This window comes from Streptomyces sp. WI03-4A (assembly GCF_033792105.1).
In the GTDB taxonomy this organism is placed as follows: domain Bacteria; phylum Actinomycetota; class Actinomycetes; order Streptomycetales; family Streptomycetaceae; genus Streptomyces; species Streptomyces collinus_A.
Window position 1 is genome coordinate 1 of record NZ_JARAUO010000032.1, and the last position, 26,719, is coordinate 26,719.

24 protein-coding genes and 1 pseudogene are annotated in these 26,719 nt (G+C 71.2%); 13 read left to right on the plus strand and 12 right to left on the minus strand.

Translation table 11 applies throughout. The features are described 5' to 3' along the window. Positions 1–331: 331 nt before the first annotated feature. Entirely contained in the window at positions 332–787 is a 456-nt protein-coding gene (locus PV343_RS27360) for a hypothetical protein (protein ID WP_319149643.1), read from the minus strand. A gap of 224 nt (positions 788–1,011) precedes the next feature. On the opposite strand from PV343_RS27360, the pseudogene PV343_RS27365 reads away from it, so the two are divergent. Next, positions 1,012–1,257, plus strand: a pseudogene (locus PV343_RS27365) (DNA primase); the annotation flags it as partial. Positions 1,258–1,582: 325 nt separating this feature from the next. Further along, a complete protein-coding gene (locus tag PV343_RS27370; protein ID WP_319149744.1) occupies positions 1,583–1,765 on the plus strand; it encodes a hypothetical protein in 183 nt (60 codons plus the stop codon). A gap of 182 nt (positions 1,766–1,947) precedes the next feature. Here PV343_RS27370 and glnA read toward each other — a convergent pair whose 3' ends face one another. Then, entirely contained in the window at positions 1,948–3,309 is a 1,362-nt protein-coding gene (glnA, locus tag PV343_RS27375) for a type I glutamate--ammonia ligase (RefSeq protein ID WP_020939652.1), read from the minus strand. A 341-nt stretch (positions 3,310–3,650) separates the two neighbouring features. Here glnA and PV343_RS27380 point away from each other — a divergent pair, with 341 nt between their 5' ends. Continuing rightward, entirely contained in the window at positions 3,651–4,835 is a 1,185-nt protein-coding gene (locus tag PV343_RS27380) for a globin domain-containing protein (protein ID WP_319149644.1), read from the plus strand. Positions 4,836–4,930: 95 nt separating this feature from the next. On the opposite strand, the gene PV343_RS27385 is transcribed toward PV343_RS27380, so the two are convergent. Beyond that, positions 4,931–5,380: an RrF2 family transcriptional regulator gene (locus PV343_RS27385; RefSeq protein ID WP_319149645.1), complete on the minus strand. Its 450-nt coding sequence runs from the start codon at positions 5,378–5,380 to the stop codon at positions 4,931–4,933. A 137-nt stretch (positions 5,381–5,517) separates the two neighbouring features. On the opposite strand from PV343_RS27385, the gene PV343_RS27390 reads away from it, so the two are divergent. From PV343_RS27390 to PV343_RS27405, 4 genes are all read left to right on the plus strand, one after another. After that, positions 5,518–6,201, plus strand: a complete 684-nt coding sequence (locus PV343_RS27390; RefSeq protein WP_319149646.1) for a DUF3105 domain-containing protein — start codon at positions 5,518–5,520, stop codon at positions 6,199–6,201. Then, the gene (locus PV343_RS27395) at positions 6,198–6,827 is read left to right on the plus strand and encodes a DUF305 domain-containing protein (protein ID WP_319149647.1); all 630 of its coding nucleotides are present in this window, start codon (positions 6,198–6,200) and stop codon (positions 6,825–6,827) included. The genes PV343_RS27390 and PV343_RS27395 overlap by 4 nt, the downstream gene beginning before the upstream one ends. A 225-nt stretch (positions 6,828–7,052) precedes the next feature. Then, a complete protein-coding gene (locus PV343_RS27400; protein ID WP_319149648.1) occupies positions 7,053–8,996 on the plus strand; it encodes a S53 family peptidase in 1,944 nt (647 codons plus the stop codon). A gap of 100 nt (positions 8,997–9,096) precedes the next feature. After that, positions 9,097–11,145 (plus strand): NAD(+) synthase, encoded by a 2,049-nt coding sequence (locus tag PV343_RS27405; protein ID WP_319149649.1) that lies wholly within the window; start codon positions 9,097–9,099, stop codon positions 11,143–11,145. Here the strand turns inward: PV343_RS27405 and PV343_RS27410 are convergent. Together PV343_RS27410 and PV343_RS27415 are read right to left on the minus strand one after the other, a co-directional pair. Beyond that, on the minus strand, positions 11,135–11,335 hold the full coding sequence (locus PV343_RS27410) for a DUF397 domain-containing protein (protein WP_319149650.1): 201 nt from the start codon (positions 11,333–11,335) through the stop codon (positions 11,135–11,137). The two genes, PV343_RS27405 and PV343_RS27410, sit on opposite strands and share 11 nt — an antisense overlap. Next, a complete protein-coding gene (locus PV343_RS27415) occupies positions 11,307–12,170 on the minus strand; it encodes a helix-turn-helix domain-containing protein (RefSeq protein ID WP_319149651.1) in 864 nt (287 codons plus the stop codon). Before PV343_RS27415 ends, PV343_RS27410 begins: the two co-directional genes overlap by 29 nt. A 133-nt stretch (positions 12,171–12,303) precedes the next feature. On the opposite strand from PV343_RS27415, the gene PV343_RS27420 reads away from it, so the two are divergent. Together PV343_RS27420 and PV343_RS27425 are read left to right on the plus strand one after the other, a co-directional pair. Continuing rightward, complete coding sequence (locus PV343_RS27420; RefSeq protein WP_319149652.1) at positions 12,304–12,738, plus strand: ATP-binding protein; 435 nt, start codon at positions 12,304–12,306, stop codon at positions 12,736–12,738. Between the two features lie 9 nt (positions 12,739–12,747). Next, positions 12,748–13,824, plus strand: coding sequence for a DUF6215 domain-containing protein (locus PV343_RS27425; RefSeq protein WP_319149653.1), 1,077 nt, complete (start codon positions 12,748–12,750; stop codon positions 13,822–13,824). A gap of 34 nt (positions 13,825–13,858) precedes the next feature. On the opposite strand, the gene PV343_RS27430 is transcribed toward PV343_RS27425, so the two are convergent. From PV343_RS27430 to PV343_RS27445, 4 genes are all read right to left on the minus strand, one after another. Continuing rightward, positions 13,859–15,073 (minus strand): MFS transporter, encoded by a 1,215-nt coding sequence (locus tag PV343_RS27430; protein WP_319149654.1) that lies wholly within the window; start codon positions 15,071–15,073, stop codon positions 13,859–13,861. Positions 15,074–15,165: 92 nt separating this feature from the next. After that, positions 15,166–16,215 carry an endonuclease/exonuclease/phosphatase family protein gene (locus PV343_RS27435; RefSeq protein WP_319149655.1) on the minus strand — a complete coding sequence of 350 codons (1,050 nt, stop codon included), beginning with the start codon at positions 16,213–16,215 and terminating at the stop codon, positions 15,166–15,168. Positions 16,216–16,404: 189 nt separating this feature from the next. Continuing rightward, positions 16,405–17,034: a TetR/AcrR family transcriptional regulator gene (locus tag PV343_RS27440; protein ID WP_319149656.1), complete on the minus strand. Its 630-nt coding sequence runs from the start codon at positions 17,032–17,034 to the stop codon at positions 16,405–16,407. Between the two features lie 75 nt (positions 17,035–17,109). Then, a complete protein-coding gene (locus PV343_RS27445; protein WP_319149657.1) occupies positions 17,110–18,696 on the minus strand; it encodes an MFS transporter in 1,587 nt (528 codons plus the stop codon). 200 nt (positions 18,697–18,896) lie between these two features. Here PV343_RS27445 and panB point away from each other — a divergent pair, with 200 nt between their 5' ends. The 3 genes from panB to PV343_RS27460 all read left to right on the plus strand — a co-directional run bounded on the left by panB (position 18,897) and on the right by PV343_RS27460 (position 21,785). Next, positions 18,897–19,763, plus strand: a complete 867-nt coding sequence (gene panB, locus PV343_RS27450; protein ID WP_319149658.1) for a 3-methyl-2-oxobutanoate hydroxymethyltransferase — start codon at positions 18,897–18,899, stop codon at positions 19,761–19,763. A gap of 178 nt (positions 19,764–19,941) precedes the next feature. Further along, positions 19,942–20,967, plus strand: a complete 1,026-nt coding sequence (locus PV343_RS27455; protein WP_319149660.1) for an ATP-binding cassette domain-containing protein — start codon at positions 19,942–19,944, stop codon at positions 20,965–20,967. Further along, the gene (locus tag PV343_RS27460; RefSeq protein WP_319149661.1) at positions 20,964–21,785 is read left to right on the plus strand and encodes an ABC transporter permease; all 822 of its coding nucleotides are present in this window, start codon (positions 20,964–20,966) and stop codon (positions 21,783–21,785) included. The genes PV343_RS27455 and PV343_RS27460 overlap by 4 nt, the downstream gene beginning before the upstream one ends. Before the next feature lie 13 nt (positions 21,786–21,798). Here PV343_RS27460 and PV343_RS27465 read toward each other — a convergent pair whose 3' ends face one another. Then, positions 21,799–25,062 (minus strand): BTAD domain-containing putative transcriptional regulator, encoded by a 3,264-nt coding sequence (locus PV343_RS27465; protein ID WP_319149663.1) that lies wholly within the window; start codon positions 25,060–25,062, stop codon positions 21,799–21,801. A gap of 14 nt (positions 25,063–25,076) precedes the next feature. After that, complete coding sequence (locus PV343_RS27470) at positions 25,077–25,574, minus strand: DUF6578 domain-containing protein (protein WP_319149664.1); 498 nt, start codon at positions 25,572–25,574, stop codon at positions 25,077–25,079. Between the two features lie 108 nt (positions 25,575–25,682). On the opposite strand from PV343_RS27470, the gene PV343_RS27475 reads away from it, so the two are divergent. Then, positions 25,683–26,483, plus strand: coding sequence for a site-2 protease family protein (locus PV343_RS27475; RefSeq protein ID WP_319149665.1), 801 nt, complete (start codon positions 25,683–25,685; stop codon positions 26,481–26,483). Here the strand turns inward: PV343_RS27475 and PV343_RS27480 are convergent. Then, the gene (locus tag PV343_RS27480) at positions 26,473–26,715 is read right to left on the minus strand and encodes a hypothetical protein (protein ID WP_387949418.1); all 243 of its coding nucleotides are present in this window, start codon (positions 26,713–26,715) and stop codon (positions 26,473–26,475) included. The genes PV343_RS27475 and PV343_RS27480 overlap by 11 nt on opposite strands. Between the last annotated feature and the right edge of the window lie 4 nt (positions 26,716–26,719).

Genomic DNA, 26,719 nt, shown 5'->3' on the forward strand with positions numbered 1-26,719 from the left:
TTTCCATGGACGCCGGCGTGCTCCGCCCGGGAGTGCGCACCGTGCGGAGCACCGGGTACCGCTACCGGCCGGGCAGTTCGCCAAACAGCTGTCGCGTCGTGCGTCGCGTGCCGGACGCCTGACGGATCACCAGCTTCACCAGCAATTTTACCGCCGCCGACGCCGATCGGCACTTTCTCGCGGGGCGCACTCGGCGCGGGGTGCGGTGCCGTTCAGACCGGTACGGCCTGGCGGGCCCGGTGGATGACCGGGGCGTCGGCCTCGCGGCCGTTGTAGCCGAGCGCGAACATTACGCCCGCTGGATCAGGCACCACTAGCTACGTCGGACACGTCACCTGGAGGCGCGGCGGTTCAGGCGGAGCTTGTAGGCGACACGGAGCGTCACGACGCCGAAGACCAGTTGCGTGGCGAAGAGCAGGATGTACCAGCGTGGGGCGTCGAATAGGGCGCCCCACACGGCCCAAGCCAGGGCGCTCATACCGATGATGACGGTGGCGACGAATTTCCAGGACCCGGCGACCGATGGCCACTGGCCCGTTCCTTCGGCCTGTACGGTGCCGTCCTTCTTGGCAACAATGCCCTGACTTATCTGACTTCTCAGCTCTCTGACCGCTTGGACCTTTGCGTCGCCGGTGAGCTCGGGGTACTCGCGCTCGATCTGTTCCTTGGCGTCCTTGAGAGTGATCGTTCGCTTCGCCTTCAGCGCCCTGACCGCTTGGATCTTTGCGTCGCCGGTGAGCTCGGGGTGCTCGCGCTCGATCTGTTCCTTGGCGTCCTTGAGTTTCATCGTTTCCTTCCTTGGGGCGGCTGTGAATCGCCGATCGCCAGACCCATGCCGGATGCCCGCGTGATCATGGCAGCCCTCGCGTCACGCGTCCACGCATTCCCTAGTCCGCAGCTATCCCGTTCAGCCGCAAGCTCCCAGCTATGCCAAGGGCGACCCCCGTCTCGCCAAAGCCTGGGGTCGCCCTTGTCAGCCAGTACCCACCTGAGGAACTGGAGACATCCAGCATGAACCAACCGACCAACATCTGGCGAGAACGCGCCTTATGGCCGCGAGCTGAGCATCTTCGAACCGCTCTCCGTCTCACGGCCGACGGCGTGCCCGTGCTGCCGCTTCGCAAGGGCAAGGTCCCGTTCGGGAACTGTCCGGCCTGCGCTGATAGCGCCTGCGGTGGCCGGCCGAACATGAAAGCCGCGGGCCTCTGCACCTGCCCGGCCCCCTGCCACGCGTGGGCCGCCGCCGTCCAACCCCCTCGCCGTCGCCCGCCGGCTCCTACCGGACTGGGAGAACGAAGACGGACAACTCGTATGCCGCCACTGGCGCGCCTCCTGGATGTGCTGGACCGGAACCCACTGGCGCCGAGACCGATGAAGCACAGGTACGCATGGCCATGTACGAGCGCCTGGAACACGCCGCCTGCCTGGTGCCCGTCAAGGACGGCCAGACCGAGCAACGCGACTGGGCACCGACCAAGCAGAAAATCAGCAACCTGCTCGACGCGCTCGGCTCCATCACCCTCCTGCCGTCCGACGTGGACGCCCCCGCATGGGTGGACAGCGGCGGCGCGGACACCACCCGGTGGGACCCATCGTGGCCTGCGCGAACGGACTGCTGCGCATCCGCGACCGTGCCGTACGGGCGCACACCCCCGGATTCTTCAACCAGGTCTCCGTGCCGTTCGCCTACGACCCAAACGCCGCCGCCCTCCGCCGCACCAGCCGCGACTACCACCGACCCCTACGAGCCCTCGGTCTCACGTGACGAACCCAAACAGTCGATCATGCAATGACCCTGGGCTGGGTCATGCCTGCGACTACGGCGCAGTGAGCATCCGCCCCGACGGCCCAGAGACGGCCCAGAGCCAGTGAGACGGACAGGGGCCGACGGTCCACGACCGCCGACCCCTAGGGAGCATTTGGGCGGTAACCCGCCCCGGCCTGCGCCTACAGCACAGGAAGGTTCTTGCGCAGCTCGAAGGCCGTCACCTCGGACCGGTACTCCTCCCACTCCGACTTCTTGTTGCGCAGGAAGAAGTCGAAGACGTGTTCGCCCAGGGTTTCGGCGAGGAGGTCGCTGTTCTCCATGAGGGTCAGGGCCTCGCCGAGGTTCTGCGGGAGGGGCTCGATGCCCATCGCGCGGCGTTCGGCGTTGGAGAGGGCCCAGACGTCGTCCTCGGCGCCCGGCGGGAGCTCGTAGCCCTCCTCGATGCCCTTGAGGCCGGCGGCCAGCAGGACGGCGTACGCCAGGTACGGGTTGGCTCCGGTGTCCAGGGAGCGGACCTCCACGCGCGCGGAGCCGGTCTTGCCGGGCTTGTACATGGGGACGCGGACGAGGGCGCTGCGGTTGTTGTGGCCCCAGCAGATGTACGAGGGCGCCTCGCCGCCGGCGCCCGCGGTGCGCTCGGAGCCGCCCCAGATGCGCTTGTAGGAGTTGACCCACTGATTGGTGACCGCGGAGATCTCCGCCGCGTGCTTGAGCAGGCCCGCGATGAAGGAGCGGCCGACCTTGGAGAGCTGGTACTCGGCGCCGGACTCGTAGAACGCGTTCCGGTCGCCCTCGAACAGGGAGAGGTGGGTGTGCATGCCCGAGCCCGGGTGCTCGGAGAACGGCTTCGGCATGAAGGTCGCGTGCACCCCCTGCTCCAGCGCCACCTGCTTCATGACCAGGCGGAACGTCATGATGTTGTCGGCGGTCGAGAGGGCGTCGGCGTAGCGCAGGTCGATCTCCTGCTGGCCCGGGGCGCCCTCGTGGTGGGAGAACTCGACCGAGATGCCCATCGACTCCAGCATGGTGATCGCCTGGCGGCGGAAGTCCATGCCGACGTTGGTGGGGGTGTGGTCGAAGTAACCCGAGTTGTCCGCCGGGATGGGGCGGGAGCCGTCGAGGGGGCGGTCCTTCAGCAGGAAGAACTCGATCTCCGGGTGGGTGTAGAAGGTGAAGCCCAGGTCGGAGGTGCGGGCGAGGGCGCGCTTGAGGACGTAGCGCGGGTCGGCGAAGGACGGGGAGCCGTCCGGCATGAGGATGTCGCAGAACATGCGGGCGGTGCCGGGGGTCTCCGCGCGCCAGGGCAGGACCTGGAAGGTGGAGGGGTCCGGCTTGGCGATCATGTCGGACTCGTAGACGCGGGCGAAGCCCTCGATGGCGGAGCCGTCGAAGCCGATGCCCTCGTCGAAGGCCTGCTCCAGCTCGGCGGGGGCGACGGCCACGGACTTCAGGAAGCCCAGCACGTCGGTGAACCACAGGCGCACGAACCGGATGTCGCGCTCCTCCAACGTCCGGAGCACGAACTCCTGCTGCTTGTCCATCTTCCGCTTCCCCATCCTTGCTGGTCAGGCCGCCTTTGCCCGCGTGGGGCGGAACCGGGCGGTCGGGCACCCGAGCATCACACCACAACACCGTTTCACGCGCGTTGCGGACCTTGATCGCCCGGGCGTCCCCGACCTGAACGCCTCTCGTACGGCAGGTGTACTGCTCTGCCGCCCATCTTGCCTGCTGGCGGCGACATCCGTAATGGCCGCAGGGCCGCGGGAGTGCTCAGGGAGTGCTCCGGGAGTGAGGGACGACACGTCCATTTAATTTGCACCTCAGATGCAAGTTTCAATACCGTCTCGATCAGTTGAGCGATCGAACCCCTCCAGGAGCCCTCATGCTGTCCGAGCAGTCAGCAGCCACCGTCCGCGCCACCCTGCCCGCCGTCGGCGCGGCCATCGGCGAGATCACCGAGCGCTTCTACGCCCGGCTCTTCGAGGCCCACCCCGCGCTGCTGCGCGACCTGTTCAACCGCGGCAACCAGGCCGCCGGCACCCAGAAGCAGGCCCTCGCCGGCTCCATCGCGGCCTTCGCGACCTACCTGGTGAACAACCCCGAGCAGCGCCCCGACCTGATGCTGGAGCGCATCGCCCACAAGCACGCCTCGCTGGGCATCACGCCGGAGCAGTACCCGATCGTCCACGAACACCTGTTCGCCGCGATCGCCGAGATCCTCGGTGACGCGGTCACCGCCGAGGTCGCCGCCGCCTGGACCGAGGTCTACTGGCTGATGGCCAACGCCCTCATCGCCATCGAGAAGCGGCTGTACGCGCAGAGCGAGCAGCAGGGCTGGCGGGAGTGGAAGGTGGTCGAGCGGATCGACGAGACCGCCGACCTGGTCACCTTCAAGCTGCGCCCGGTGGACGAGGGCCCGGTGCCCGGCCACCGCGCCGGCCAGTACGTCTCGGTCGGTGTCACGCTCCCGGACGGCGCCCGCCAGATCCGCCAGTACAGCCTGACCGCGGCGCCCGGCTCGCCGGAGCGGCGGTTCGCCGTCAAGCGGGTGACCGGCGCCGGCGCGGTCCCCGGCGGCGAGGTCTCCGGCCACCTGCACGCACACGTGCGCGAGGGTGACGTGCTGCAGCTCTCCGCCCCCTACGGCGACCTGGTCCTGGAGGACACCGAGGCGCCGCTGCTGCTCGCCTCCGCGGGCATCGGCGTGACCCCGATGATCGCCATGCTGGAGCAGCTCGCCCTCACCGGCCACCGGGCCCCGGTGACCGTGGTGCACGCCGACCGCTCCCCCGCCGTGCACGCCCTGCGCGCCGACCACGAGGCCTACGCGGCGAAGCTGCCCGAGGGCCGGTCGGTCTTCTTCTACGAGCAGGACGCCGAGGGCGCCGGGCGGCCCGGCCTGGTCGACCTCACCGACGTCGACGTCCCGGCCGGCGCGCGCGCCTACCTGTGCGGTCCGCTGCCCTTCATGCGCGCGGTGCGCACCCAGCTGATCGACAAGGGTGTGGCTCCCGCCGACATCCACTACGAGGTCTTCGGCCCGGACCTCTGGCTGGCCAAGGGCTGACCCTGACGGACCCCGGCCCCGACGACACACGCGAGCGCCCCGCGGGACCACACCGGTCCCGCGGGGCGCCTCGCCGTCGTCCGGGTGCCCCCGGGCTAGACGGCCGCCCTGCCGATGCTCAGCAGCAGCGGCCCCGTCGGTTCCACGACGATGTCCTGGACGGTCACCGGGTCCAGGGCCGCGTAGAACGCCTCCTGGGCCTGGCGCAGGGCGCCCCGCAGGCGGCAGCCCGCGCTGAGCGGGCAGGCCGTGGCGCCCTGTCCGGTGCCCTCGCAGTCCACGACGTCGCCCTCGCCCTCGAAGGCGCGCACCACGGCGCCCACGGACGCCGTGCGGCCCTTTTCGGTCAGACTCAGGCCGCCGCCCCGGCCGCGGCGGGCGTCGACCAGACCCATGTGCTGGAGTTCGGCGACGACCTTGGCGGCGTGCGTGTAGGGCACGTCCATGTCCCCCGCGACCTGGCGTGTCGTGGGGTTGGTGTCGTCGACGACGGTGAGGCGCATCAGGATGCGCAGGGCCAGGTCGGTGGAGCGCAGCAGACGCATACCACGAGGGTAGGTAATCGGCATCCGCGGTTCAAATTATTGGGCTTCCCGCGCCCTCACTACGGGAGGGCCCGCCGCGCGCACTACGATCGACACGCCCCTTCGTCCCCTTCCCTTTCGCCAGAAGGACACGCCTCATGGGTTCCGCCAAGAACAACAGCGCGGCCGCGCGCAAGGCCCGCATCGACGAGATGCGGCGCGCCGAGCGCAGCCGCGAGCGCCGCAACCGGGTGCTCACCATCGCCGCGAGCGTGGTGGTCGTCGCCGGTCTCGTCGTCGGTGGTGTGGTGCTGGTGAACTCGCAGTCGGGCAAGAGCGACTCGGCCGCGGGCAGCGACGGCAAGGGCGGCTCGTCCGGGGACTCAGGGCACTTCACCACCGGCTCCGACGGCGTGCGGACCTGGTCGGGCAAGCTGTCGCGGACGCACGTGACGACCAAGGTGTCGTACCCGATGCACCCGCCGGTCGGCGGCAACCACAACCCGGTCTGGCTGAACTGCAACGGCGACGTCTACCCCAAGCCGGTGCAGGACGAGAACGCCGTGCACGCGCTGGAGCACGGCGCGGTCTGGGTGACGTACACCGCCAAGGCGCCGAAGGCGGACGTGGACGCGCTCGCGGCGAAGGTCAAGAAGACGCCGTACTCGCTGATGAGCCCCTACGAGAACCAGGCCGCCCCGCTGATCCTGTCGGCCTGGGGCCACCAGGTGGCCGTGAAGAGCGCGAGCGACCCGGAGGTCGACAAGTTCTTCGCCACCTACGTGCAGGGCAAGCAGACGCCCGAGCCGGGCGCCTCGTGCACGGGCGGGATGATGAAGTGAGGCGGCAGCACATCGGCTGGGTGGCCGGCGCCGCGGCCGCGGTGCTGGTCGCCGCCGGCGCGATCACGTACGCGGTCGCCGAGGAGGGCGGCTCGGGCACGCGGACGCCGGGCGCGGAGTCCGCCGACGCCGGGTTCGCCCGGGACATGGCCGTGCACCACCAGCAGGCCGTGGAGATGTCGTACATCGTGCGCGACCGCACCAAGAACGTGGAGGTGCGGCGGCTCGCCTACGACATCGCGCAGACGCAGGCCAACCAGCGCGGGATGCTGCTGGGCTGGCTCGACCTGTGGGAGCTGCCGAAGGTGTCGGCCGAGCCGCCGATGACCTGGATGGGCATGGGCGACATGGCCTCCGGCAAGGACGGCGCGCTGATGCCGGGCATGGCGACCAACACCGAGCTGAAGAAGCTGCAGTCCCTCAGCGGCAAGCAGGCCGAGATCCTCTACCTCCGGCTGATGACGGCCCATCACAAGGGCGGCATCCACATGGCCGAGGGCTGTGTCGCCAAGTGCACGGTGGGCGTGGAGAAGAGGCTCGCGCAGGGCATGGTCGACGCGCAGCAGTCGGAGATCCAGCTGATGGCCGACATGCTCAAGGAGCGGGGCGCACAACCCCGTTCGTAACCACCCCGCACGTCACCACGCCACAAGGACGAAAAGCCCAAAGCGTCACAACTGACGGTTCCTTGGGTTTCTCTTGACCTTTGCGTTCCCCTGGCATGAACGGTTCATCGCAAGAGTGGCCCCCATCGTGTGATCCATTCGCGGGCCTACGCCGCCGCGGGCCGGTGCGCGGATCCACGACGTACCAGCCACTACATGCATGCGAATCGCATCGCAGGGGGTTCTATGAGATCCAACCGCGCCACCGTGCGCGCCGGCGTGAGCATGGCAGCGGCGCTGCCCATGATCGCCGGAGCGCTCGCGCTCGGCATACCCGCGGCGCACGCCGCGGACACCCCGGCCCGTGACGCGCTGGCGGGCACCAAGCCCGCGTGGGCCACGGCCAAGGCGGACAAGGGTGCCACTGCCGACAGCGCGCGCGTCAACGCCAGGGTCTACCTGGCCGGCCGGGACAGGGCCGGACTCGCCGCCTACGCCAAGGCCGTGTCCGACCCCAGCTCGCCGCTGTACGGGAAGTACCTGAGCGCCAAGAAGGCGCAGGCCCGCTTCGGGGCCACCAAGGCGCAGGTCTCCGCGGTCAAGTCCTGGCTGAAGTCGGCCGGACTCCAGGTCACCGGGGTCACCTCGCACTACGTCGCCGTCTCCGGTGACGTCGCCGCCGTCGAGAAGGCGTTCGGCACCCAGATGCACAACTTCGCCAAGGGTTCGAAGACCTACCGCGCCCCGGCGAAGACCGCCTCGGTGCCGGCCGGTCTGCAGGGCGCCGTCCTGACCGTCACCGGCCTGGACAGCGCGCCGCACAAGTCGACCCACGACGACCAGCTGCCGCCCCCGGACGCCGTGTTCAAGAACTCCGGGCCGTTCTCCTCGTACTACGGCTCGAACATCGCGAGCACGCTGCCGGACGCGTACGGCCAGAAGATCCCGTACGCGATCAAGGGCTACACCGGCAAGCAGCTGCGCGCCGCCTACGGCGCGGGCACCTACACCGGCAAGCACGTCCGTGTCGCGATCACCGACGCGTACGCCTCGCCGACCATCGCCTTCGACGCCGGCAAGTACGCGGTGAAGAACGGTGACGCGGCCTGGAAGACCAGCCAGTTGCACCAGGTGCTGCCGAAGAACTACACGAAGACCGAGGAGTGCGGCGCGGCCGGCTGGTACGGCGAGGAGACCCTCGACGTCGAGGCCGTGCACGCCGTCGCGCCGAACGCCGACGTCACCTACGTGGGCGCCGCGTCCTGCTACGACGACGACCTGCTCGACTCGCTCAGCAAGATCGTCGACAAGCACCTGGCCGACATCGTCTCCAACTCGTGGGGCGACATCGAGGCCAACCAGACGCCGGACCTCGCGGCCGCCTACGACCAGGTCTTCCAGCTCGGCGCGGTCCAGGGCATCGGCTTCTACTTCTCCTCCGGTGACAACGGCGACGAGGTCGCCAACACCGGTACGAAGCAGGTCGACACCCCGGCCAACTCGGCGTGGGTGACCGCGGTCGGCGGCACCTCGCTGGCCGTCGGCAAGGGCGACAAGTACCAGTGGGAGACCGGCTGGGGCACCGAGAAGGCGACCCTGTCGGCCGACGGCAAGAGCTGGACGAACTTCCCCGGCGCGTACACCTCGGGCGCGGGCGGTGGCACCAGCAAGACGGTGCCGCAGCCGTACTACCAGAAGAACATCGTCCCGAAGGCGCTGGCCACGGCCAACAACGCCGCCGGCAACCGCGTCGTCCCGGACATCGCGGCCATCGCCGACCCGAACACCGGCTTCCTGGTCGGCCAGACCCAGACCTTCCCCGACGGCACCGAGCAGTACAGCGAGTACCGCATCGGCGGCACCTCGCTGGCCGCCCCGGTGATCGCGGCGGTCCAGGCCCTGGCCCAGGAGGCGGGCGGCGGCAAGGCGATCGGCTTCGCCAACCCGTCGATCTACGCCAAGTACGGCAAGAAGGGCGTCTTCCACGACGTCACGGACCAGCCGACCGGCACCGACCTGGCCGTGGCCCGGATCGACTTCGTGAACGGCTTCGACGCCGCCGACGGGCTCGCGACCTCGGTCCGCAGCCTGGGCAAGGACAGCTCGCTGTCCGCGGTGAAGGGCTACGACGACGTCACCGGCGTGGGTTCGCCCGCGAACGGCTACGTCCAGTCCTACCGCCGGCACTGATCCGCCGGACCGGTAGCCGGCTGACCCGGTAGAGGGGGGGCGTGGGGTGCTCAGCACCCCACGCCCCCTATCGCGTCTCTCTGACGATTACACTGGGCGCGTGCCTGCCTTGAACTTCTGGTCGATCTATCAGCATGGCTTCGCGCGCGTCGCCGCGTGCACGGGTCACACGGTCATCGCGGACCCGCGCGGCAACGCCGAAGCGGTCCTGCGCCACGGCCGCCGGTGCGCCGGGGAGGGAGTGGCCGTCGCCGTCTTCCCGGAGATGGGACTGTGCGGCTACTCGATCGAGGACCTGCTGCTCCAGGACGCGCTGCTCGACGAGGTCGAGCAGGCGCTCCTCGACGTGGTGACCGGCTCGGCCGACCTGCTGCCGGTCCTGGTCGTCGGGGCGCCGCTGCGCCACCGCAACCGGGTCTACAACTGCGCGGTGATCGTGCACCGCGGCCGGATCCTCGGCGTCGTGCCCAAGTCGTACCCGCCGAACTACCGCGAGTTCTACGAGCGCCGGCAGATCGGCGACGGCGCCGACGAGCGCGGCGGGTCGATCCGGGTCGGCGGCGAGTCCGTGCCGTTCGGCGTGGACCTGCTGTTCGCGGCCGAGGACGTGCCCGGGCTCGTGCTGCACGCGGAGATCTGCGAGGACATGTGGGTGCCGGTGCCGCCCAGCGCCGAGGCCGCCCTCGCCGGCGCGACCGTCCTGGTCAACCTCTCGGGCAGTCCGATCACCGTCGGGCGGGCCGAGGACCGCAAGCTGCTGTGCCGCTCGGCGTCCTCCCGCTGCCTGGCCGCGTACGTCTACGCGGCGGCCGGCCTCGGCGAGTCGACCACCGACCTGTCCTGGGACGGCCAGGCCATGATCTACGAGAACGGCGTGCTGCTCGCCGAGACCGAGCGCTTCCCGCTCGGCGACGAGTACGCGGTGGCCGACGTCGACCTCGACCTGCTGCGCCAGGAGCGGCAGCGGATGGGCACGTTCGACGACAACCGCCGTACGCACGACGCCCGGACCCGTGACTTCCGCACGGTCGCCTTCGAGCTCGACCCGCCGCTCACCGACCTGGGGCTGCGCCGCCGCCTGGAGCGCTTCCCGTTCGTGCCGGCCGACGCCGACCGGCTCGCCCTCGACTGCTACGAGGCGTACAACATCCAGGTGGCGGGCCTCCAGCAGCGTCTGGCGGCCATCGGCGGCCCCAAGGTGGTCATCGGTGTCTCCGGCGGCCTGGACTCCACCCACGCGCTGATCGTCGCCGCCCGGGCGATGGACCGCGCGGGCCGCCCGCGCAGTGACATCCTCGCCTGGACGCTGCCCGGCTTCGCCACCAGCGACCACACCAAGGACAACGCGCACAAGCTGATGCGCTCGCTCGGCGTCACCGCGGCCGAGCTGGACATCACGCCGACGGCACGGCTGATGCTGAAGGAGATGGACCACCCCTTCGCCTCCGGCGAGCCGGTGTACGACGTCACCTTCGAGAACGTGCAGGCGGGTCTGCGCACCGACTACCTCTTCCGGCTGGCCAACCAGCGCGGCGGCATCGTGCTCGGCACCGGCGACCTCTCCGAGCTGGCGCTCGGCTGGTCCACGTACGGCGTGGGCGACCAGATGAGCCACTACAACGTCAACTCGGGCGTGCCGAAGACTCTGATGCAGCACCTGATCCGCTGGGTCATCAGCAGCGGCCAGTTCGACGAGGAGACCGGCCGGACGCTCGCCGCCATCCTCGACACCGAGATCAGCCCCGAGCTGGTCCCGGGCGAGGAGATGCAGTCGACGGAGTCGAAGATCGGCCCGTACGCGCTGCACGACTTCACGCTCTTCCACGTGCTGCGCTACGGCTTCCGGCCCTCGAAGATCGCCTTCCTTGCCTGGCACGCCTGGCACGACGCGGAGGCCGGCGACTGGCCGCCGAACTTCCCCGAGGCCAAGCGGATGGCGTACGACCTCCCGGACATCCGGCGCTGGCTTGAGGTCTTCTGCCGCCGCTTCTTCGCCTTCGCGCAGTTCAAGCGCTCGGCCATGCCGAACGGGCCGAAGGTCTCGGCGGGCGGCTCCCTCTCCCCGCGCGGCGACTGGCGCGCCCCGTCCGACGGCAACGCCCGGGCCTGGCTGCGCGACCTGGCCCGCTTCGACGCGCCTACGCCCTGAGCGCGTCCACGAAGGGGGCCCAGGCGGCGGCACCGATCAGCAGGGCGGGCCCGTCCGGGACCTTGGAGTCCCGGACGGGGACGAGGCCGGGGATGTCGCGGGCGACTTCCAGGCAGTTGCCGCCGCTTTCGTTGCTGTAGCTGCTCTTGAACCAGAGAGCATCACTCAAGTCGGTCCGGGTGCATGCCATTTCGGTAATCCTCTGCCGCTGCCTTGATCATGGCGAGGGACGTGTCCGGTGACAGCGCCACGGCCCTCAGGTGATCGTAGGCCGTGCGGTACTGCTCCACGAGGGCCGGATCGTCGATGGTGTCTCCGCTGTAGGACGCTTCCGTGTAGACCAGCGGCGGGGCATCCGGGAACGTCATGGTCATGATGGAGGCGGCCATCAGGGGGTACGCCCGTTGCTTCCGCGGAACGATCTGCGGAGTGATCCTGCGCCGGTCCGCCAGGCCCACGACACGGTCGAGCTGCGCCGCCATGTCCTCGGCTTCCAGGAGCGGTTGGGTGAGCAGCGCCTCGTGCAGGATGACCCAGTACTCAGGTGTGCGGTGGTCGGCCTCGAAGAGTTCGGCACGTGCCATGCGGGCATCGACCTTCTGCTTCACCTCGCCATCGAGGGAGAGGGGAAGGCCCGCCAGGATGATGGCCCGTGCGTACGCCGGGGTCTGCAGCAGCCCGGGGAACACGGTGGGGCACCACTCCCCGATGGTCCTGGCGTGCTTCTCCGCCTCCAGGACCTTTTCGAAGTACTCGGCGTGCCCCGCGCGGCGCGCCCTGCGCACATCCTCACAGTGCCGCTCGAAGTAGCCGTCGGTGCCGAGCACCCGGTCCACGTGCCGGGCCAGGTCCATCGGCATGCGCCGCTTGCCGTGCTCGATGTCGCTGAGGTGGGACTTGCCGTAGAAGCTGCCCTCGACCAGCCGTTCCAGCGAGAGTCCCGCGGCCTCCCGCTGCCACCTCAACTCCTTGCCGTAGAAGTCGGGGACGCTGATCGAACCGTCGATGTCCTTGCGTCGGACCACGTGCTCACCGCCGTAACTCACCGTGCCGTTTCCGCCGCTCGCGTCGCGGACGCGAGGCGGCTTCCACGGTAGCGAGCGTGGCGACACTCTGTGAGGTGTCCGTAACCCACCGCGCAGAAGGCCACGGATCCCCATGCCCGACCACTCCCCCACGGCGCCCTTCGAGCTCGCGCTGCTCGCCACCCCCGAGGCGGTACCGGAACTGCGCCGCCGCCTGGGCGCGTTCGACTTCGACGTCCTGCTGTGCGTGACCGAGTTACTCACCAACGTCCTGGACCATCTCGGCGCGGGCACCCCGGTGACGGTCCGGGTCACCGGCACACCGTACGGCCGTACCCGCGTCGAGGTCACCGACCCGGACGCCCGCGCCCTCCCCGTCCTGCTGGCGGCCACCGACACCGCCGAGTCGGGCCGGGGCCTGACCCTGGTCGACGCCCTGGCCCGGCGGTGGGGCGTCGACCAGGGGCCGGACCACAAGACGGTGTGGTGCGAGCTGCCCGTCCAGGAAGTCATGAACATGCCCGGAACTGTGGCCTCCACCACGGCGGAAGCGGTCCCGACCTGGTGAGATCGCCGGGTGCTCGGTCTACTCCTCCGCTTCCTGCCCTTCTGGGTCCGTGAGCCCCTGTTCATCGTGATCGGGTCCGTCTTCGGCGTGCGCATCATGTATCTCGCCTTCCAGGACCACGACTGGAAGGCGGCCGGGATCGGCACGCTGTTCCTCGTGTTCACCGGGATACGGGTCCATACGGTGGTCAAGGCGCTCCGCGCGCGCCGAAACCCGGGCCCGCACCCGGCTCCGGCTCCCGCTTCGGCTGCCGCTGCCGCTCCGGCTCCGGCTCCGGCTCCGGCTCCGGCCCAACTCCAAGCGCAGGCCCCGGCTCCGGCCGTCGCCGGACCGCCGCCCGCCGTTGCCCCCGCTCCCGCCACACCGGAGAAGGACCACAACGCATGGGGTCAGGCCCTCGCCGCCTTCGGTGTGTTCGGCGCGCTCGCGGCCACCGTATGGCTGGGCCCGCACATGCTGCCGGCCGACGACGACACGGCGCACCCCGCCTCGTGTTCGGACTCGAAGGACTCGGAGCACGAGAAGCTGCCGAAGGCGTACGCGAGGACGCCGGGGGCCGTGACCGGTGACGAGCTGTGCGAGGCGCTGAACCGACCGGATCTCGCCCGGCTCCTCGGGACGCCCGGGGAGACCGCGACCACGGCCTACGGCAACAGCGGCACGGCTGCCCTGACCGACGGGAAGGTCGCCGAGCCGGAGGCGCAGATCGCGTTCGACACGTACACCGTGAATCTCTCGGCCAGTTACAACCACTTGTCGACCGCCCAGTACGTGCGGCTGTTCGACATCGCGGGCGACCGGGTCGAGAAGGACGTCAAGACGCTCAAGGTCCTCGGCAGGCCCGCGTTCTTCTCCTCGGACCACACGATGAAGTTCGAGATCGACTTCAGCCAGGAGCACAAGAGCGCGCCGGTCCAGCAGGGCCCCCTGGCCAGGTCGCTGTCCATCGCCCTCGACCGCAAGGACCGGGGCGGCTCCTACGACATCACCGTGTGGAGCGAGTCCGGCGCCCTCCCGCCCGACGCCGCCCTCGTCGACATCGCCGAGAAGGTCCTCCCGACGGTCGTCGAACGCGGCGCCCGCTGAGGCGTCCCGCGCGGCGGGCGAGCCCTCCCCCAGCTCAGGGGCGCAGCGCGCTCGCCTGCTCCGGCACGTGGGTGGCGATGACACGGCTCGTGTGGGCGACCTCGTGACGGCGGTCCACCGCATAGGCCGCCCCCGCCACCCCGAGCCCCAGTACCGCCAGCCCCGCCCCCGCCAGCGCGGGCGACGTCGCTCCGAAGCCCGCCGCCAGGGCGAGGCCGCCGATCCAGGCGCCGCCGGCGTTCGCCAGGTTGAAGGCCGCCTGATTGGCGGAGGAGGCGAGGGAGGGGGCCGCCGCGGCCTTCTCCATGACCATGAGCTGGAGCGGGGAGCCGGTGACGAACGCCGCCATGCCGAGGAGGGCGACGGACAGGGCCGCGCTCCACTCCGCCCGCATCAGGAGCGGGAAGAGGAGCAGGACGGCCACCAGGGAGGCGAGGCCGCCGAACAGGGTGCCGCGCAGGGAGTGGTCCGCGAGGCGGCCGCCGAGGAGGTTGCCGGCCGTCGCTCCGACGCCGAACAGCGCCAGCAGCGGCGTCACGTTCGTCTCGGCGAAGCCCGCCGCGTCCGTGAGCATCGGGGTGATGTAGCTGTAGGCGGCGAAGAGCGCGCCGAAACCGGCCACCGTGGTGCCCAGGGCCAGCCACACCGGCACCGACCGCAGCGCGGCCAGTTCGCCGCGCAGGCCGGTCGTCGGGGCGGCGACGCGGTCGTGCGGGATCAGCAGGGCGAGGGACGCTATCGCGGCCAGGCCGATCGCGCTCACGCCGAGGAAGGTCGCCCGCCAGCCCAGGTGCTGGCCCATCAGCGTGGCGACCGGGACGCCCGCGATGTTGGCGACGGTCAGGCCGAGGAACATCAGGGACACCGAGCGCGCCTTGCGCTCCGGCGCGACCATGCCGGTGGCCACCACCGCGCCCACGCCGAAGAACGCGCCGTGCGGCAGCCCGCTGAGGAAGCGGGCGGCCAGCAGGGAGTCGTAGCCCGGGGCGAACGCCGAGAGCGCGTTGCCCACGACGAACAGGGCCATCAGCCCGATCAGGACGTGGCGGCGCGACAGGCGCGCGGTGAGCGCCGCCAGCAGCGGGGCGCCGATGACGACGCCCAGCGCGTAGGCCGAGACCAGGTGTCCCGCGGTGGGGATGGAGATGTGCAGGTCGTCCGCGACGTCGGGGAGCAGCCCCATCATCACGAACTCGGTGGTACCGATGCCGAAGGCGCCGACGGCCAGGGCGAGCAGGGCCAGGGGCATGGAGTGCCTGTGCCTTTCGAGGGAGAGCGGAGTTCCGTCCAGTGTATGTTCACTGGCGGAACAAAGTCTCCCGGGCGCAGTATTCCGGCGGGTTACGAGGACGTGTCGAGCCGCACACGCGCGGCCACCGGCAGGTGGTCGCTGCCCGTGCGCGGCAGCGTCCAGGAGCTCTCCGGCTCGACGCCCCTGACCATGATCTGGTCGATGCGCGCCATCGGGAAGGACGCCGGCCAGCTGAACCCGAAGCCGCTGCCCGCCGCGCCCTGCGTGGAACGCAGCTGGGAGGTCACGGCGTTGAGCGAGCGGTCGTTCATCGTGCCGTTCAGGTCACCGAGCAGCACGACCCGCCGCAGCGTCTCGTCGGCGATCGCCTCGCCGAGCGCGTCGGCGCTCTTGTCGCGCTGCCGGGCGGTGAACCCGGCCTCCATCTTCACGCGGACCGAGGGCATGTGGGCGACGTACACCGCGAGCGGGCCCTCGGGGGTGGCGACGGTCGCGCGCATGGCGCGCTTCCAGCCGAGCTTGATGTCGACCGCCTCGACGCCGGTCATCGGGTACTTGCTCCACAGCCCGACCGTGCCGACGACCGCGTGGTACCGGTACGTCGACGCGAGCGTCCTCTCGTACACCGGGACGGCGGACGCGGGCAGTTCCTCCAGCGCCAGCAGTTCGGCCCCGGAGGAGGCGACGTCCTGGGCGGTCGTGGCCGGATCGGGGTTGTCCGCGTTCACGTTGTGGGTGGCCACCATCAGGTCGCCGCCGGTGCCCTGCTTGTCGGTGAGCAGACCGCCGAAGAGGTTCAGCCACACGATGCCGGGGAGCAGGACCGCGATCAGCGCGGTCGCCGACCTGCGCAGCACGCCGAGGACCAGCAGCACCGGGATGGCCAGCCCCAGCCAGGGCAGGAACGTCTCACTGAGACTGCCCAGGTTGCCCACCCGGTTGGGGATGTGCGAGTGCAGCAGCATCACCAGGGCGAGCAGCAGCGCGAGGACGGCCAGGACGACACCTCTGCGCCAGACGCGCGGATCGCCGCGCCAGCCGTGCAGCAGGCGCCGCACCAGGCGTCGGAGCCGCGATCCCGGTCGCTCGGGCCCCGAGCCTCCGTGGTCCGTCTCCGTCATGTACGCCTGCCGCGCCATACCGTCTGCCTCACTGCCTGCCGTGCCCACCGTCGTTCCCCCCGCGCTCTTCCGACCCTAGGGGATGATCGGCTCCGATCCCGCCGTCCCGCGACGGCCGTACGGAAGACGAGGACGAACGGGGCGGCGCCGGGGGTTCCGGTTACCCCCGACACCGCCCTGGTCTGTGACGAAACGCGCACATACGCGCTACGAGGCTGTCGAGCTGACGGGCCGTAGGCCGGCCAGGACCGTGTCGACGATCTCCTCCGCGAGGCCCTCGGGCAGGTCGGCGTCCGGGCGCATGACGGAGCGCACCAGCATGGGGCCGACGAACATGTCGTTGACCAGTTCCAGGTCGACGTCCGGCCGCAGTTCGCCGTCGCGCAGACCCCGGCGCAGCACGTCCATGCCGAGCGCGCGCCGGGGCGCTATCACGCTGGCGTGGTAGGCGGCCCAGATCCGGGGGCTGGACTTCATCTGGGCGTAGACGTTGTGCAGGATCACCGAGGAGCGGGTGGCGAGACCGCGCCGGCGCAGGGTCTCCAGCAGGACGACGAGGTCGTCGCGCATGGAGGTGCCGGGGAGTTCGGGGTCGGGGGGTTCGGCGGCGCGCACGACGTCGACGAACAGTTCCTCCTTGCCGCTCCAGCGGCGGTAGATGGTGGCCTTGCCGACGCCTGCCGTGCGGGCGACGCGCTCGATGGAGAGCTCGGCGAGGGGCACGCCCTCCTCCAGGAGCCGCATCACGCCCTCGATGATGGCTCGTTCCACGGCCTCACTGCGGGGTCGTCCCCGCACGGGCCCGTCCGGCCGCGGCCGGCTTTCGGCAAGGCTCACTCGTCCGTCCTTTCGATGCGCTGCGGGAATTGTCCCGCAGCCGCCTCCTTCCCCCGTGGAGCGGTGCCGGAGCGGTCAGTCCTTGGCGGTGACCAACTCCGGTTCCTTCTTGCCCTGCCGGTCGGCCGGCGGCTTGCCCGGCAGCCACAGGGCGGTGACCACGGCGCCGACGAGCGCGACACCCGTGCCGCACAGGGCGGTGACGTGCATGGCGTGCAGGAAGGCGTCGTTGGCGGGCGTGATCAGGCCCTGACCGCGCGCGCCGAGCTTCTCGGCGATGCCGAGGGTGGCCTCGATGGACTCGCCGGCGGTGTCGCGCAGGCCGGGCGGCAGCAGGCCGAGCTTGCCCTCGATACCGTTGCGGTAGGCGGTGGAGAGCACCGAGCCGAGCACGGCGATGCCGAGGGCGCCGCCGACCTGGCGGAAGGTGTTGCTGAGCGCGGAGGCGGAACCGGCCTTCTCCCGGGGCAGGGCCTGCATGATGACGACGGAGGTCGGCGTCATGATGTGCGCCATGCCGGTGCCCATGAGGAAGAAGATGATCTCCAGCAGCCAGATCGGCGTGTCTGCCTCGAAGGTGGCGAAGGAGGCCAGCATCGCGGCGATCAGCACCAGGCCCGCCGTGGTGGTGGCCTTGTTGCCGAACCGCTCGACCACCAGCCGGGCCCTCGGCGCGAAGATCATCTGGGCGGCGGCCAGCGGCAGCATCAGCACGCCGGACTCCAGTGGCGAGTAGCCGCGCACGCTCTGGGTGTAGAAGACGGAGAAGAAGGTGACGCCCATGAGCGCGAAGAAGACCAGCGCGATGGCCGCCATGGCCGCCGAGAAGACCTTGTTCTTGAAGTACGTGACGTCTAGCGACGGGTGGTCGCTGCGCTTCTCGTAGATGACGAACGCGGCGAGGACGGCGAGGCCCGCGATGATGGTCGCCAGCACCTTGGCGTCGGTGAAGTCGGCCAGTTCACCGCCCTTGATGATGCCGTAGACCAGCAGGACCAGGCCGACGACGGACAGCACCACGCCGACGGGGTCGAGCCGGCCCGGGTTCGGGTCGCGGGAGTCGGGCACCAGCCACACCATCAGGGCGAGCGCCACGATCACGATCGGCACGTTGACGAGGAAGACCGAGCCCCACCAGAAGTGGTCGAGCAGGGCGCCGCCGGTGATCGGGCCGATGGCGATGGCGAGGCCCACGCCGCCCGCCCAGATGCCGATGGCCTTGGGCTGCTCCTCGCGCTCGAAGACGTTCATCAGCACCGCGAGGGTGGCGGGCATCACGAAGGCGGCACCGAGGGCCATCAGGGCCCGGAAGGCGATGAGCTGGGCCGGGGAGCCGGACTCGGCGGCCAGGGCGGAGCCGAGGCCGAACACGACGAGGCCGCCGAGCAGGACCTTCTTGCGGCCGAGGCGGTCGCCGATGAGTCCGGCGGTGAACAGCAGGCCGGCGAAGACGAGCGTGTAGGAGTTGATCGCCCACTCGATCTGGCTCTGGGTGGCGCCGAGGCCGGTGGGGGCCGGGGTGGAGATGGTCTTGATGGCGACGTTCAGGATCGAGTTGTCGAGCACCACGATGAGCAGGCTCAGCATCAGCACGCCGAGGATCGCCCAGCGGCGCCGGTGCACCGCTTCCGGTATCCGGGAGGCAGGGACGGAGGTTGTCATGCGTCCGAGCCTACGGCCATTCCGATACGGAACCGTCTCGTATCTTATTTTCTTTACTCGCGCCTTACGCAACGAGGGTTTGATCGACGCGGAAGGGATCACAGGGGCTCCCCCTGGCCCCGGACGGCACGAGGTGCCACCATGGAGGCGATCCGGGGACGCCGTGAGGGCGCCTCGAGATGACTGAAGGAGCCGTTGCCATGACGCAGCTTTCGGCTGCCCAGAACAAGCCCTCCGACGGCAGCAAGGCGCTGTACGGGGGGAAGGGCACACGCCGCATCACCGTCCGCGACATCGCCCTCGCCAAGGAGCGGGGCGAGAAGTGGCCCATGCTCACCGCCTACGACGCGATGACCGCGTCCGTCTTCGACGAGGCCGGCATCCCGGTCATGCTGGTCGGCGACTCGGCGGGCAACTGCCACCTGGGGTACGAGACCACCGTGCCCGTCACGCTCGACCAGATGACCATGCTGTCGGCGGCCGTCGTCCGCGGCACCAGCCGCGCCCTGATCGTCGGCGACCTGCCCTTCGGCTCCTACCAGGAGGGGCCGGTGCAGGCGCTGCGCTCGGCGACCCGGCTGGTGAAGGAGGCCGGGGTCGGCGCGGTCAAGCTGGAGGGCGGCGAGCGGTCGCACGAGCAGATCCGGCTGCTGGTGGAGTCCGGCATCCCCGTCATGGCGCACATCGGGCTGACCCCGCAGTCGGTCAACGCGATGGGCTACCGCGTGCAGGGGCGCGGCGAGGAGGCCGCCCAGCAGCTGCTTCGCGACGCCAAGGCCGTGCAGGACGCGGGCGCCTTCGCGGTCGTGCTCGAGCTGGTGCCGGCGGAGCTGGCCGCCGAGGTGACGCGGGTGCTGCACATCCCGACGGTGGGCATCGGCGCGGGTCCCGAGACGGACGCGCAGGTCCTCGTGTGGACCGACATGCTCGGGCTGACCTCCGGCCGGGTCCCGAAGTTCGTCAAGAAGTACGCGAACCTGCGCGAGGTCATGACCGACGCGGTCAAGGAGTTCGCGCAGGACGTCGTCGGCGGGACCTTCCCGCTGGAGGAGCACTCCGTCCACTAGACCACCGCGGCAACACCCCGGCAGCCCCGCTGATCGTCCCCCGTCGGCGGGGCTGCCCCCTTTGCCCCCTTTGCCGTGCGCGCGGCCGCCGGTGCGGCGTGACCGCTGTCGGCCGGCTGTCGGTGGCTGTCGGCGGGCTGTCGGTGGTTTGTCGGCGGACCCTGGCACCGTCTTCGGCATGACGCGAATCGACGACAACCCCGCCGGCGGGCGCCCCGCCGTGACCGTACGGGGACTGGTCAAGCACTACGGCGAGACCAAGGCGCTGGACGGGGTCGACCTGGACGTGCGCGAGGGCACCGTGATGGGTGTGCTCGGGCCCAACGGGGCCGGCAAGACCACCCTCGTGCGGATCCTGTCCACCCTCATCACCCCGGACGCCGGGCAGGCCACCGTGGCCGGCTACGACGTCGTGCGCCAGCCCCGGCAGCTGCGCCGGGTGATAGGGCTGACCGGCCAGTACGCCTCCGTGGACGAGAAGCTCCCCGGCTGGGAGAACCTGTACATGATCGGCCGGCTGCTGGACCTGTCCCGCAAGGACGCCCGCACCCGCGCCGACGAGCTGCTGGAGCGGTTCTCCCTGACGGAGGCCGCCAAGCGCCCGGCGGGCACCTACTCCGGCGGTATGCGCAGGCGGCTCGACCTCGCCGCCTCGATGATCGGCCGGCCGGCCGTGCTGTACCTGGACGAGCCGACGACCGGACTCGACCCGCGGACCCGCAACGAGGTCTGGGACGAGGTCAAGGCGATGGTCGGGGACGGCGTCACCGTGCTGCTCACCACCCAGTACATGGAGGAGGCCGAGCAGCTCGCCACCGAGCTGACCGTCGTGGACCGCGGCAAGGTGATCGCCAACGGCGGCATCGAGGAGCTGAAGGCCAGGGTCGGCGGGCGCACCCTGCGCGTCCGGCCGGTGGACGCGCTCCAGCTGCGGCCGCTCGCCGCGATGCTGGACGACCTGGGCATCACCGGGCTCGCCACCACCACCGTGGACACCGAGACCGGGACCCTGCTGGTGCCGATCCTCAGCGACGAGCAGCTCACCGCCGTGGTCGGCGCCGTCACCGCGCGCGGCATCACCATCTCCTCCATCACCACCGAACTGCCCAGCCTGGACGAGGTGTTCCTGTCCCTCACCGGCCACCGTGCCAGTGCCCCGCAGGACGTCACGCCCGCCGACGACCGCCAGGAGGTCGCCGTATGAGTACCGCCACCCTGACCCCGGCCGCCGCGCAGGCGGACACGCCCATCACCCTGCGGGCCCATCTGCGGCACACCGGCGCGCTGATCCGCCGCAACCTGCTGTGGATCCGGCAGGACCCCGAGTCGATGTTCGACGCGATCCTCTTCCCGGTCATCTTCACCCTGCTGTTCGTGTACGTCTTCGGCGGCTCCATCGGGCAGTCGCTGGGCGGCGGCCAGGACCGGTACGTGCAGTACGTGATCCCGGGACTCATGGCCATGATGGGCATGAACATGGCCCAGGGCGTGGGCACCGGCTTCAACCAGGACTTCAACTCCGGTGTCATGGACCGCTTCCGCTCGCTGCCCATCGGGCGCGGCTCCGTCCTCTTCGCGAAGATCGCGGTGGAGCTGCTGCGGATGCTGTTCGCGACCTGCGTGCTGATGGTGGTCGCCGTCCTCGTGGGCTACGACGTCCACAGCTGGAGCGGGCTGCTGGCCTCCGTCGGCCTGTCGGTGGTGTTCGGCTCGGCCCTGATGTGGGTGTTCCTGACCCTCGGCGTGGTGATGAAGAACGCCCAGTCGGTGCAGGCGATGGGCTTCCTCGTGCTGATGCCGCTGCAGTTCGGCTCGTCGATCTTCGCGCCGACCGCGTCGATGCCGGGCTGGCTGCAGTCGTTCACCGACTACAACCCGCTGTCCGCGCTGGCCGACACCGCGCGCGGCCTGATGGAGGGCGGCCCGGTGGCGCACGACCTGTGGGTGACCCTGATCTGGTCGGTGGGGCTCACGGCGGTCATGGCGCCGGTCGCCATCCACAAGTTCCGTACCAAGGCCTGACACGTCGGGACGGTCAGACCAGGGCGGTGGCCTCCGCGAGGGAGAGGCCACCGCCCTCGGCGTACGCGGCGTCGAACGCCGCCCGCCCTAGCACGGCGAGGACGGCCCCCTCCGCGTGGGCGCGGGTCGCCCGCTCGACCCTCGTGTCGACATGGCCCGGGGGCAGCAGCGCGTGGGCGGTGCCCAGCAGGCGGGCGGCGTCGGCGGCGTGGCTGCCGCCGTCGGCCTCGGCGAGGGCGGCCGAGGCGATGGTCAGGTACAGGGGCTGCAGCTGCGGGGCGATGGCCAGGGACAGCGGGTCGCGGGCGCGCGCCAGCGCCTGCCGGATCTTGTCCAGGGCGTCCCCGGCACGGCCGTCGACGATGTCCACCCATGCCTCCTGGCCGAGGATGAGGGCGTCGAAGACGACGAAGTGCGCGATGCCGAACCCCTCGCGCAGCAGCCGCAGTTGCTCGCGTGCCTCCTCGACCTGGCCGGCCAGGCAGAGCTGGGCGGACAGGAAGAGGCGGGCCATCGGCAGCGCCTCGCTGTTGGTGCCGTCCGTGCGCGCGATGATCTCGCGCAGCAGGCGCTCGCCCTGCTCCGGCTCGCCCGTCTCCAGCAGCACGGCGCCCAGGCGGATGCCCAGCACCGCGGTCTGGGCGCGGGCGCCGAGGCGCTCGGCGTGCGCGACGGCCGCCCGGAAGTCGGCGGCGGCCGCCTCGTAGTCGCCCTTGCGCTCGTACGACTCGCCGCGGGCGGAGAGCGCCTCGGCGGCGCCCCAGGCGTCCCCGAGCCGCTCGAAGATCTCCAGCGCCTCGTCGGCGTCGCGGGTGGCGTCGCCCGCCCACTCGGTGCGGTTGGCGAGGATGTTGGCGCGCATCTGCAGGGTGCAGGCCAGCTCCCACTCGAACCCGGGGGTGTCCCGGCAGGTGCGGACGCAGGAGTCGAGGATGACGCGCAGCCGGTCGACGCCGCCGGTCAGCAGCTCGGCGAAGAACCAGAGCATGCCCGGGGCGCGGCAGGTCTGCGGCATGCCCGGTTCGTAGACCCGGGTGATGGCGCGCATCTTGGCCTGGGCCGGCGGGGTCTGCCAGGTCTCCAGTTCGGTGTCCATGCAGGCCAGATGGGCCAGGTGCAGTCCGCGCCGGGCCTCGTCGAGCAGTTCACCGGTGTAGGGGGGCGGGGTGTCGGTGAGGCGCTGCCACACCGGCGCGGCCCGGCGCACCGGCTCCTCGAACGGGTCGGGGCCCAGCTCCATGACTTCTCGGCACAGGTTGCGGGCCTCGACGCGCAGGTCGCGCATCTGCCAGTACCAGATCAGGCCGTGGATGATGCAGAGCGCCTCCTGCTCGTCCCGGCCCGCTATGGCGTGCCGCAGGGCGGTACGCACGTTCTCGTACTCGAGCTGGAGCCGGTCGACGGCGGCGCGCTGTCCGGGACCGCGCAGCAACGGGTCGGTGGTACGGGTGAGTTCGCGGTAGTACGTCAGGTGGGCGCGTTCGGCCTCGGTCCGGCGCCCGGTCTCGTCCAGCCGCTCGGTCGCGTACTCGGCGACGGTCTCCAGCAGGCGGTAGCGCATCTGGCCGTCGGCCGAGGGGGCGGCCACCACGAGGGACTTGTCGACCAGGGAGCCGAGCGCGTCCAGCGCGACCGGGCCGCAGACGGCCTCGGCGGCGGCCAGGTCGCAGCCGCCCGCGAACACCGAGAGCCGGCTGAGGACGTCGCGCTCGTCGGTGTCGAGCAGGTCCCAGGACCAGTCCACGACGGCGCGCAGGGTCTGCTGGCGGGGCAGCACGGTGCGGCTGCCGCTGGTGAGCAGCCGGAAGCGGTCGTCCAGCCGGTCGGCTATCTGGCGGGGCGTGAGCATGCGCAGCCGGGCGGCCGCCAGCTCGATGGCGAGGGGCAGTCCGTCGAGCCGCCGGCAGATCTCGGCGCACGCCTCGGGGTCGTCCCCGACCCGGAACCCTGGCCGGGCGGCCGCGCCCCGGTCGGCGAGCAGCCGCAGCGCGACCGGCTCGGGCAGCGGTTCCACGGGCCGCACCAGCTCGCCGGGCACACCGAGCGGTTCCCGACTGGTGGCGAGCAGGGTCAGCCCCGGACAGTGCGCCAGCAGGCGTTCGGCGAGCTGGGCGGCGGCCTCGACGACGTGCTCGCAGTTGTCCAGGATCAGCAGCATCCGGCGCCGGGCGCAGTGCTCCACCAGCCGCTCGGCCGGGTCGTCGTGCCGGTCGGCGACGGCGCGCATGCTCTCGGCGCCGGCACCGTGCAGCACGGTCTCGCGGGCACCGATCGCGGTGAGCACGGCCTGCGGCACGGCGTCCGGGTCGTCCACGGGCGCCAGCTCGGCCAGCCACACCCCGTCCCGGGCGTCGTGCCGTACGGCCTCGGCGGCCTCCTGCGAGAGCCGGGTCTTCCCGGCGCCGCCGGGACCGAGCAGGGTGACGAGGCGTGCCGTCGCGAGGTCGGCGCCGATGGCCTCGATGTCGGACTCCCGGCCGACGAAGGAGGTGAGCCGGGCGGGCAGGTTGCCCGGCCGGGGCGCGGGCTCCGGTGCCGCACGCGGCGGCTCCTCGCTGAGCAGTTCGGCGTGCAGGGCGCGCAGTTCGGGGCCGGGGTCGGAGCCGAGCCGGTCCGCGAGCAGCCGCCGCACGTCCTCGTAGCCGGCGAGCGCCTGGGCGGGCCGGCCGGCGTCGCGCAGCGCCCGCAGCCGCAGCGCCTGGAGCGGCTCGTCCAGGGGGTGGCTGTCGCAGAGCGCGGCCAGCTCGGGCAGGGTCTGCTCGGCGTGGCCGAGGGCGAGGGCGGCGGTGTGCCGGGCGCGCACGGCGTCCAGGCGGCGGGTCTCCCAGCGGGCCGCCTCGGCGGCGCGGTCGGGCAGGTCGGCCAGGGCGGGCCCGTGCCACAGGGCGAGCGCGTCGTCCAGGACGGCGGCGGCCTTGGCCGGGTCGCCGTCGGCGAGGGCGCCCAGGCCCTCGCCGGTCAGCCGGTCGAACCGGTTGAGGTCGATGTCGTCGGGCTCGGCGGCGAGCCGGTAGCCGCCGTCGGCGGAGGCGACGGCGTCCGTGCCGAGCGTCCGGCGCAGCCGGCCGACCAGCGCCTGGAGCGCGCCGGTGGCGTCGGCGGGCGTGTCGGCGCCCCAGACCTCGTCCACCAGCACGCCCGCCGGCACGGTGCGGCCGGTGCGCAGGGCGAGCACGCTCAGCAGGGCGCGCAGCCGCGCACCGCCGATCGGGACGGGCGAGCCGTCGGGGCGGAGTGCCTGGGTGGGACCGAGGAGGCGATAGCGCACGGGACCCATTCTCTCCGGTGGCGTCAGGGGCGGGCACCGGGTTCGTGCGGTGTGGCGTCGGGGACCTCCAGAGCGACGAGGACGCCGACGGCACGGCGGACCCGGAACGGGACGCGGCGCGGCGGCTGCTCCTCCTCCTCGAACGCGTTGAACCACCGGGGGCAGCTGTGGACGGGTTCCAGGGTGGGCGGGCCCGGCACCGGCTTCAGCCTGCGCCCGGTCGACCGGAAGACCAGCGTGCCGGGCGGCACGTCGGCGAGTTCCGCGGCCTCGGCGGCGCGGGGGTCGTGGTGGGCCAGGAACTCCTGGTGCACCAGGTCGATGGCCCGGACGCGGCCCACGGTCTCCCGGTCGGGGCCGCCGTGGTTCTCCACCCACGCCTCGGCGCCGTGTCCGGCGCCGCGCCGCCGGTCCTTGCCGTCGTAGGCGACCAGCTTCCAGGCCACCTCCTCGCCCACGCCGAACGGGCTGCCGCAGCATTCCATCTGCCAGTCCTCGTAGAACACCCTCATCAGTGCCATCTCCCCAGCCTCCAGGAACCGAAGGGCGGTCGCGAGACGTTTTCCCCGCGAGTCCGGTGCGGGTACGGTCGGGCTTTCCGCCCGCCACGCCCCTCAGGAGCCCGGACCATGACCACCGTCACCACCAGCCGAGGCGATCAAAGGATCAGTCCCGTCTTCCTCGGGATCCTGGCCGTCGCCGCCGTGACCGGCTGGGCCACCTGGACGGGGTTCGCCGAGCGGCCGGGGATCGCGGTGTTCCTGTTCGTGACGGCGGCCTGGATCGTCTCCCTGTGCCTGCACGAGTACGCGCACGCGCGCACCGCGCTGCACAGCGGGGACATCTCGGTCGGCGCGAAGGGCTACCTGACGCTGAACCCGCTGAAGTACACGCACGCGCTGCTGAGCATCGTGCTCCCGGTGGTGTTCATGATCATGGGCGGGATCGGCCTGCCGGGCGGCGCGGTCTTCATCGAGCGCGGCCGCATCCGGGGCCGGTGGCGGCACAGCCTGATCTCGGCGGCGGGCCCGCTGACCAACGTGGTGTTCGCGGTGGTGTGCACCGCGCCGTTCTGGCTGCACGCCCTGGACGGGGTGCCCCGCGACTTCCGGTACGCGCTGGCGTTCCTCGCGCTGCTCCAGGTGACGGCGGCGATCCTGAACTTCCTGCCGGTGCCCGGTCTCGACGGCTACGGGGTGATCGAGCCGTGGCTGTCGCACCAGGTGAAGCGGCAGGTGGAGCCGTTCGCGCCGTTCGGGCTGATGATCGTCTTCGCGCTGCTGTGGCTGCCGGCGGTGAACGGCGTGTTCTTCGACGCGATCCACTCGATCCTGCGCGGTCTGGGGATCGACGAGGTCCAGACGTACTGCGGGTACGACCTGTTCCGGTTCTGGCGGGAGAACGACCCGGGCTGCTCGATCATCCCGTGACGGACTTGCCGCCCGCGGCGGCGTCCCGGGCGCGCTTGACGTAGTACCAGGTCATGTTGGACGTCAGCCCCGCGAGCAGCACCCAGACGATGCCCAGCAAGCTGCCCTGCACGAACGAGACGACGGCCGCGGCGGTGGCCAGGAGGCAGACGATCAGGGTGTAGAGGGCGATGCGGGGCATGACGGGGGGCTCCTGTCGGGGGACACTGCTGAGGTCACCAGTGTCCCCCATGGAC

What these genes read in the sequence shown, in the direction of transcription:
- PV343_RS27385 (WP_319149645.1), bottom strand. Translation starts at nt 5,380, where the DNA reads ATGCGTCTGCTGCGCTCCACCGACCTGGCCCTGCGCATCCTGATGCGC.
- PV343_RS27465 (WP_319149663.1), bottom strand. Translation starts at nt 25,062, where the DNA reads ATGGGTCCCGTGCGCTATCGCCTCCTCGGTCCCACCCAGGCACTCCGC.
- PV343_RS27390 (WP_319149646.1), top strand. Translation starts at nt 5,518, where the DNA reads ATGGGTTCCGCCAAGAACAACAGCGCGGCCGCGCGCAAGGCCCGCATC.
- glnA (WP_020939652.1), bottom strand. Translation starts at nt 3,309, where the DNA reads ATGGACAAGCAGCAGGAGTTCGTGCTCCGGACGTTGGAGGAGCGCGAC.
- PV343_RS27380 (WP_319149644.1), top strand. Translation starts at nt 3,651, where the DNA reads ATGCTGTCCGAGCAGTCAGCAGCCACCGTCCGCGCCACCCTGCCCGCC.
- PV343_RS27475 (WP_319149665.1), top strand. Translation starts at nt 25,683, where the DNA reads ATGACCACCGTCACCACCAGCCGAGGCGATCAAAGGATCAGTCCCGTC.
- PV343_RS27360 (WP_319149643.1), bottom strand. Translation starts at nt 787, where the DNA reads ATGAAACTCAAGGACGCCAAGGAACAGATCGAGCGCGAGCACCCCGAG.
- PV343_RS27455 (WP_319149660.1), top strand. Translation starts at nt 19,942, where the DNA reads ATGACGCGAATCGACGACAACCCCGCCGGCGGGCGCCCCGCCGTGACC.
- PV343_RS27420 (WP_319149652.1), top strand. Translation starts at nt 12,304, where the DNA reads ATGCCCGACCACTCCCCCACGGCGCCCTTCGAGCTCGCGCTGCTCGCC.
- PV343_RS27470 (WP_319149664.1), bottom strand. Translation starts at nt 25,574, where the DNA reads ATGGCACTGATGAGGGTGTTCTACGAGGACTGGCAGATGGAATGCTGC.
- PV343_RS27435 (WP_319149655.1), bottom strand. Translation starts at nt 16,215, where the DNA reads ATGGCGCGGCAGGCGTACATGACGGAGACGGACCACGGAGGCTCGGGG.
- PV343_RS27430 (WP_319149654.1), bottom strand. Translation starts at nt 15,073, where the DNA reads ATGCCCCTGGCCCTGCTCGCCCTGGCCGTCGGCGCCTTCGGCATCGGT.
- panB (WP_319149658.1), top strand. Translation starts at nt 18,897, where the DNA reads ATGACGCAGCTTTCGGCTGCCCAGAACAAGCCCTCCGACGGCAGCAAG.
- PV343_RS27410 (WP_319149650.1), bottom strand. Translation starts at nt 11,335, where the DNA reads ATGGCATGCACCCGGACCGACTTGAGTGATGCTCTCTGGTTCAAGAGC.
- PV343_RS27460 (WP_319149661.1), top strand. Translation starts at nt 20,964, where the DNA reads ATGAGTACCGCCACCCTGACCCCGGCCGCCGCGCAGGCGGACACGCCC.
- PV343_RS27480 (WP_387949418.1), bottom strand. Translation starts at nt 26,715, where the DNA reads ATGGGGGACACTGGTGACCTCAGCAGTGTCCCCCGACAGGAGCCCCCC.
- PV343_RS27445 (WP_319149657.1), bottom strand. Translation starts at nt 18,696, where the DNA reads ATGACAACCTCCGTCCCTGCCTCCCGGATACCGGAAGCGGTGCACCGG.
- PV343_RS27400 (WP_319149648.1), top strand. Translation starts at nt 7,053, where the DNA reads ATGAGATCCAACCGCGCCACCGTGCGCGCCGGCGTGAGCATGGCAGCG.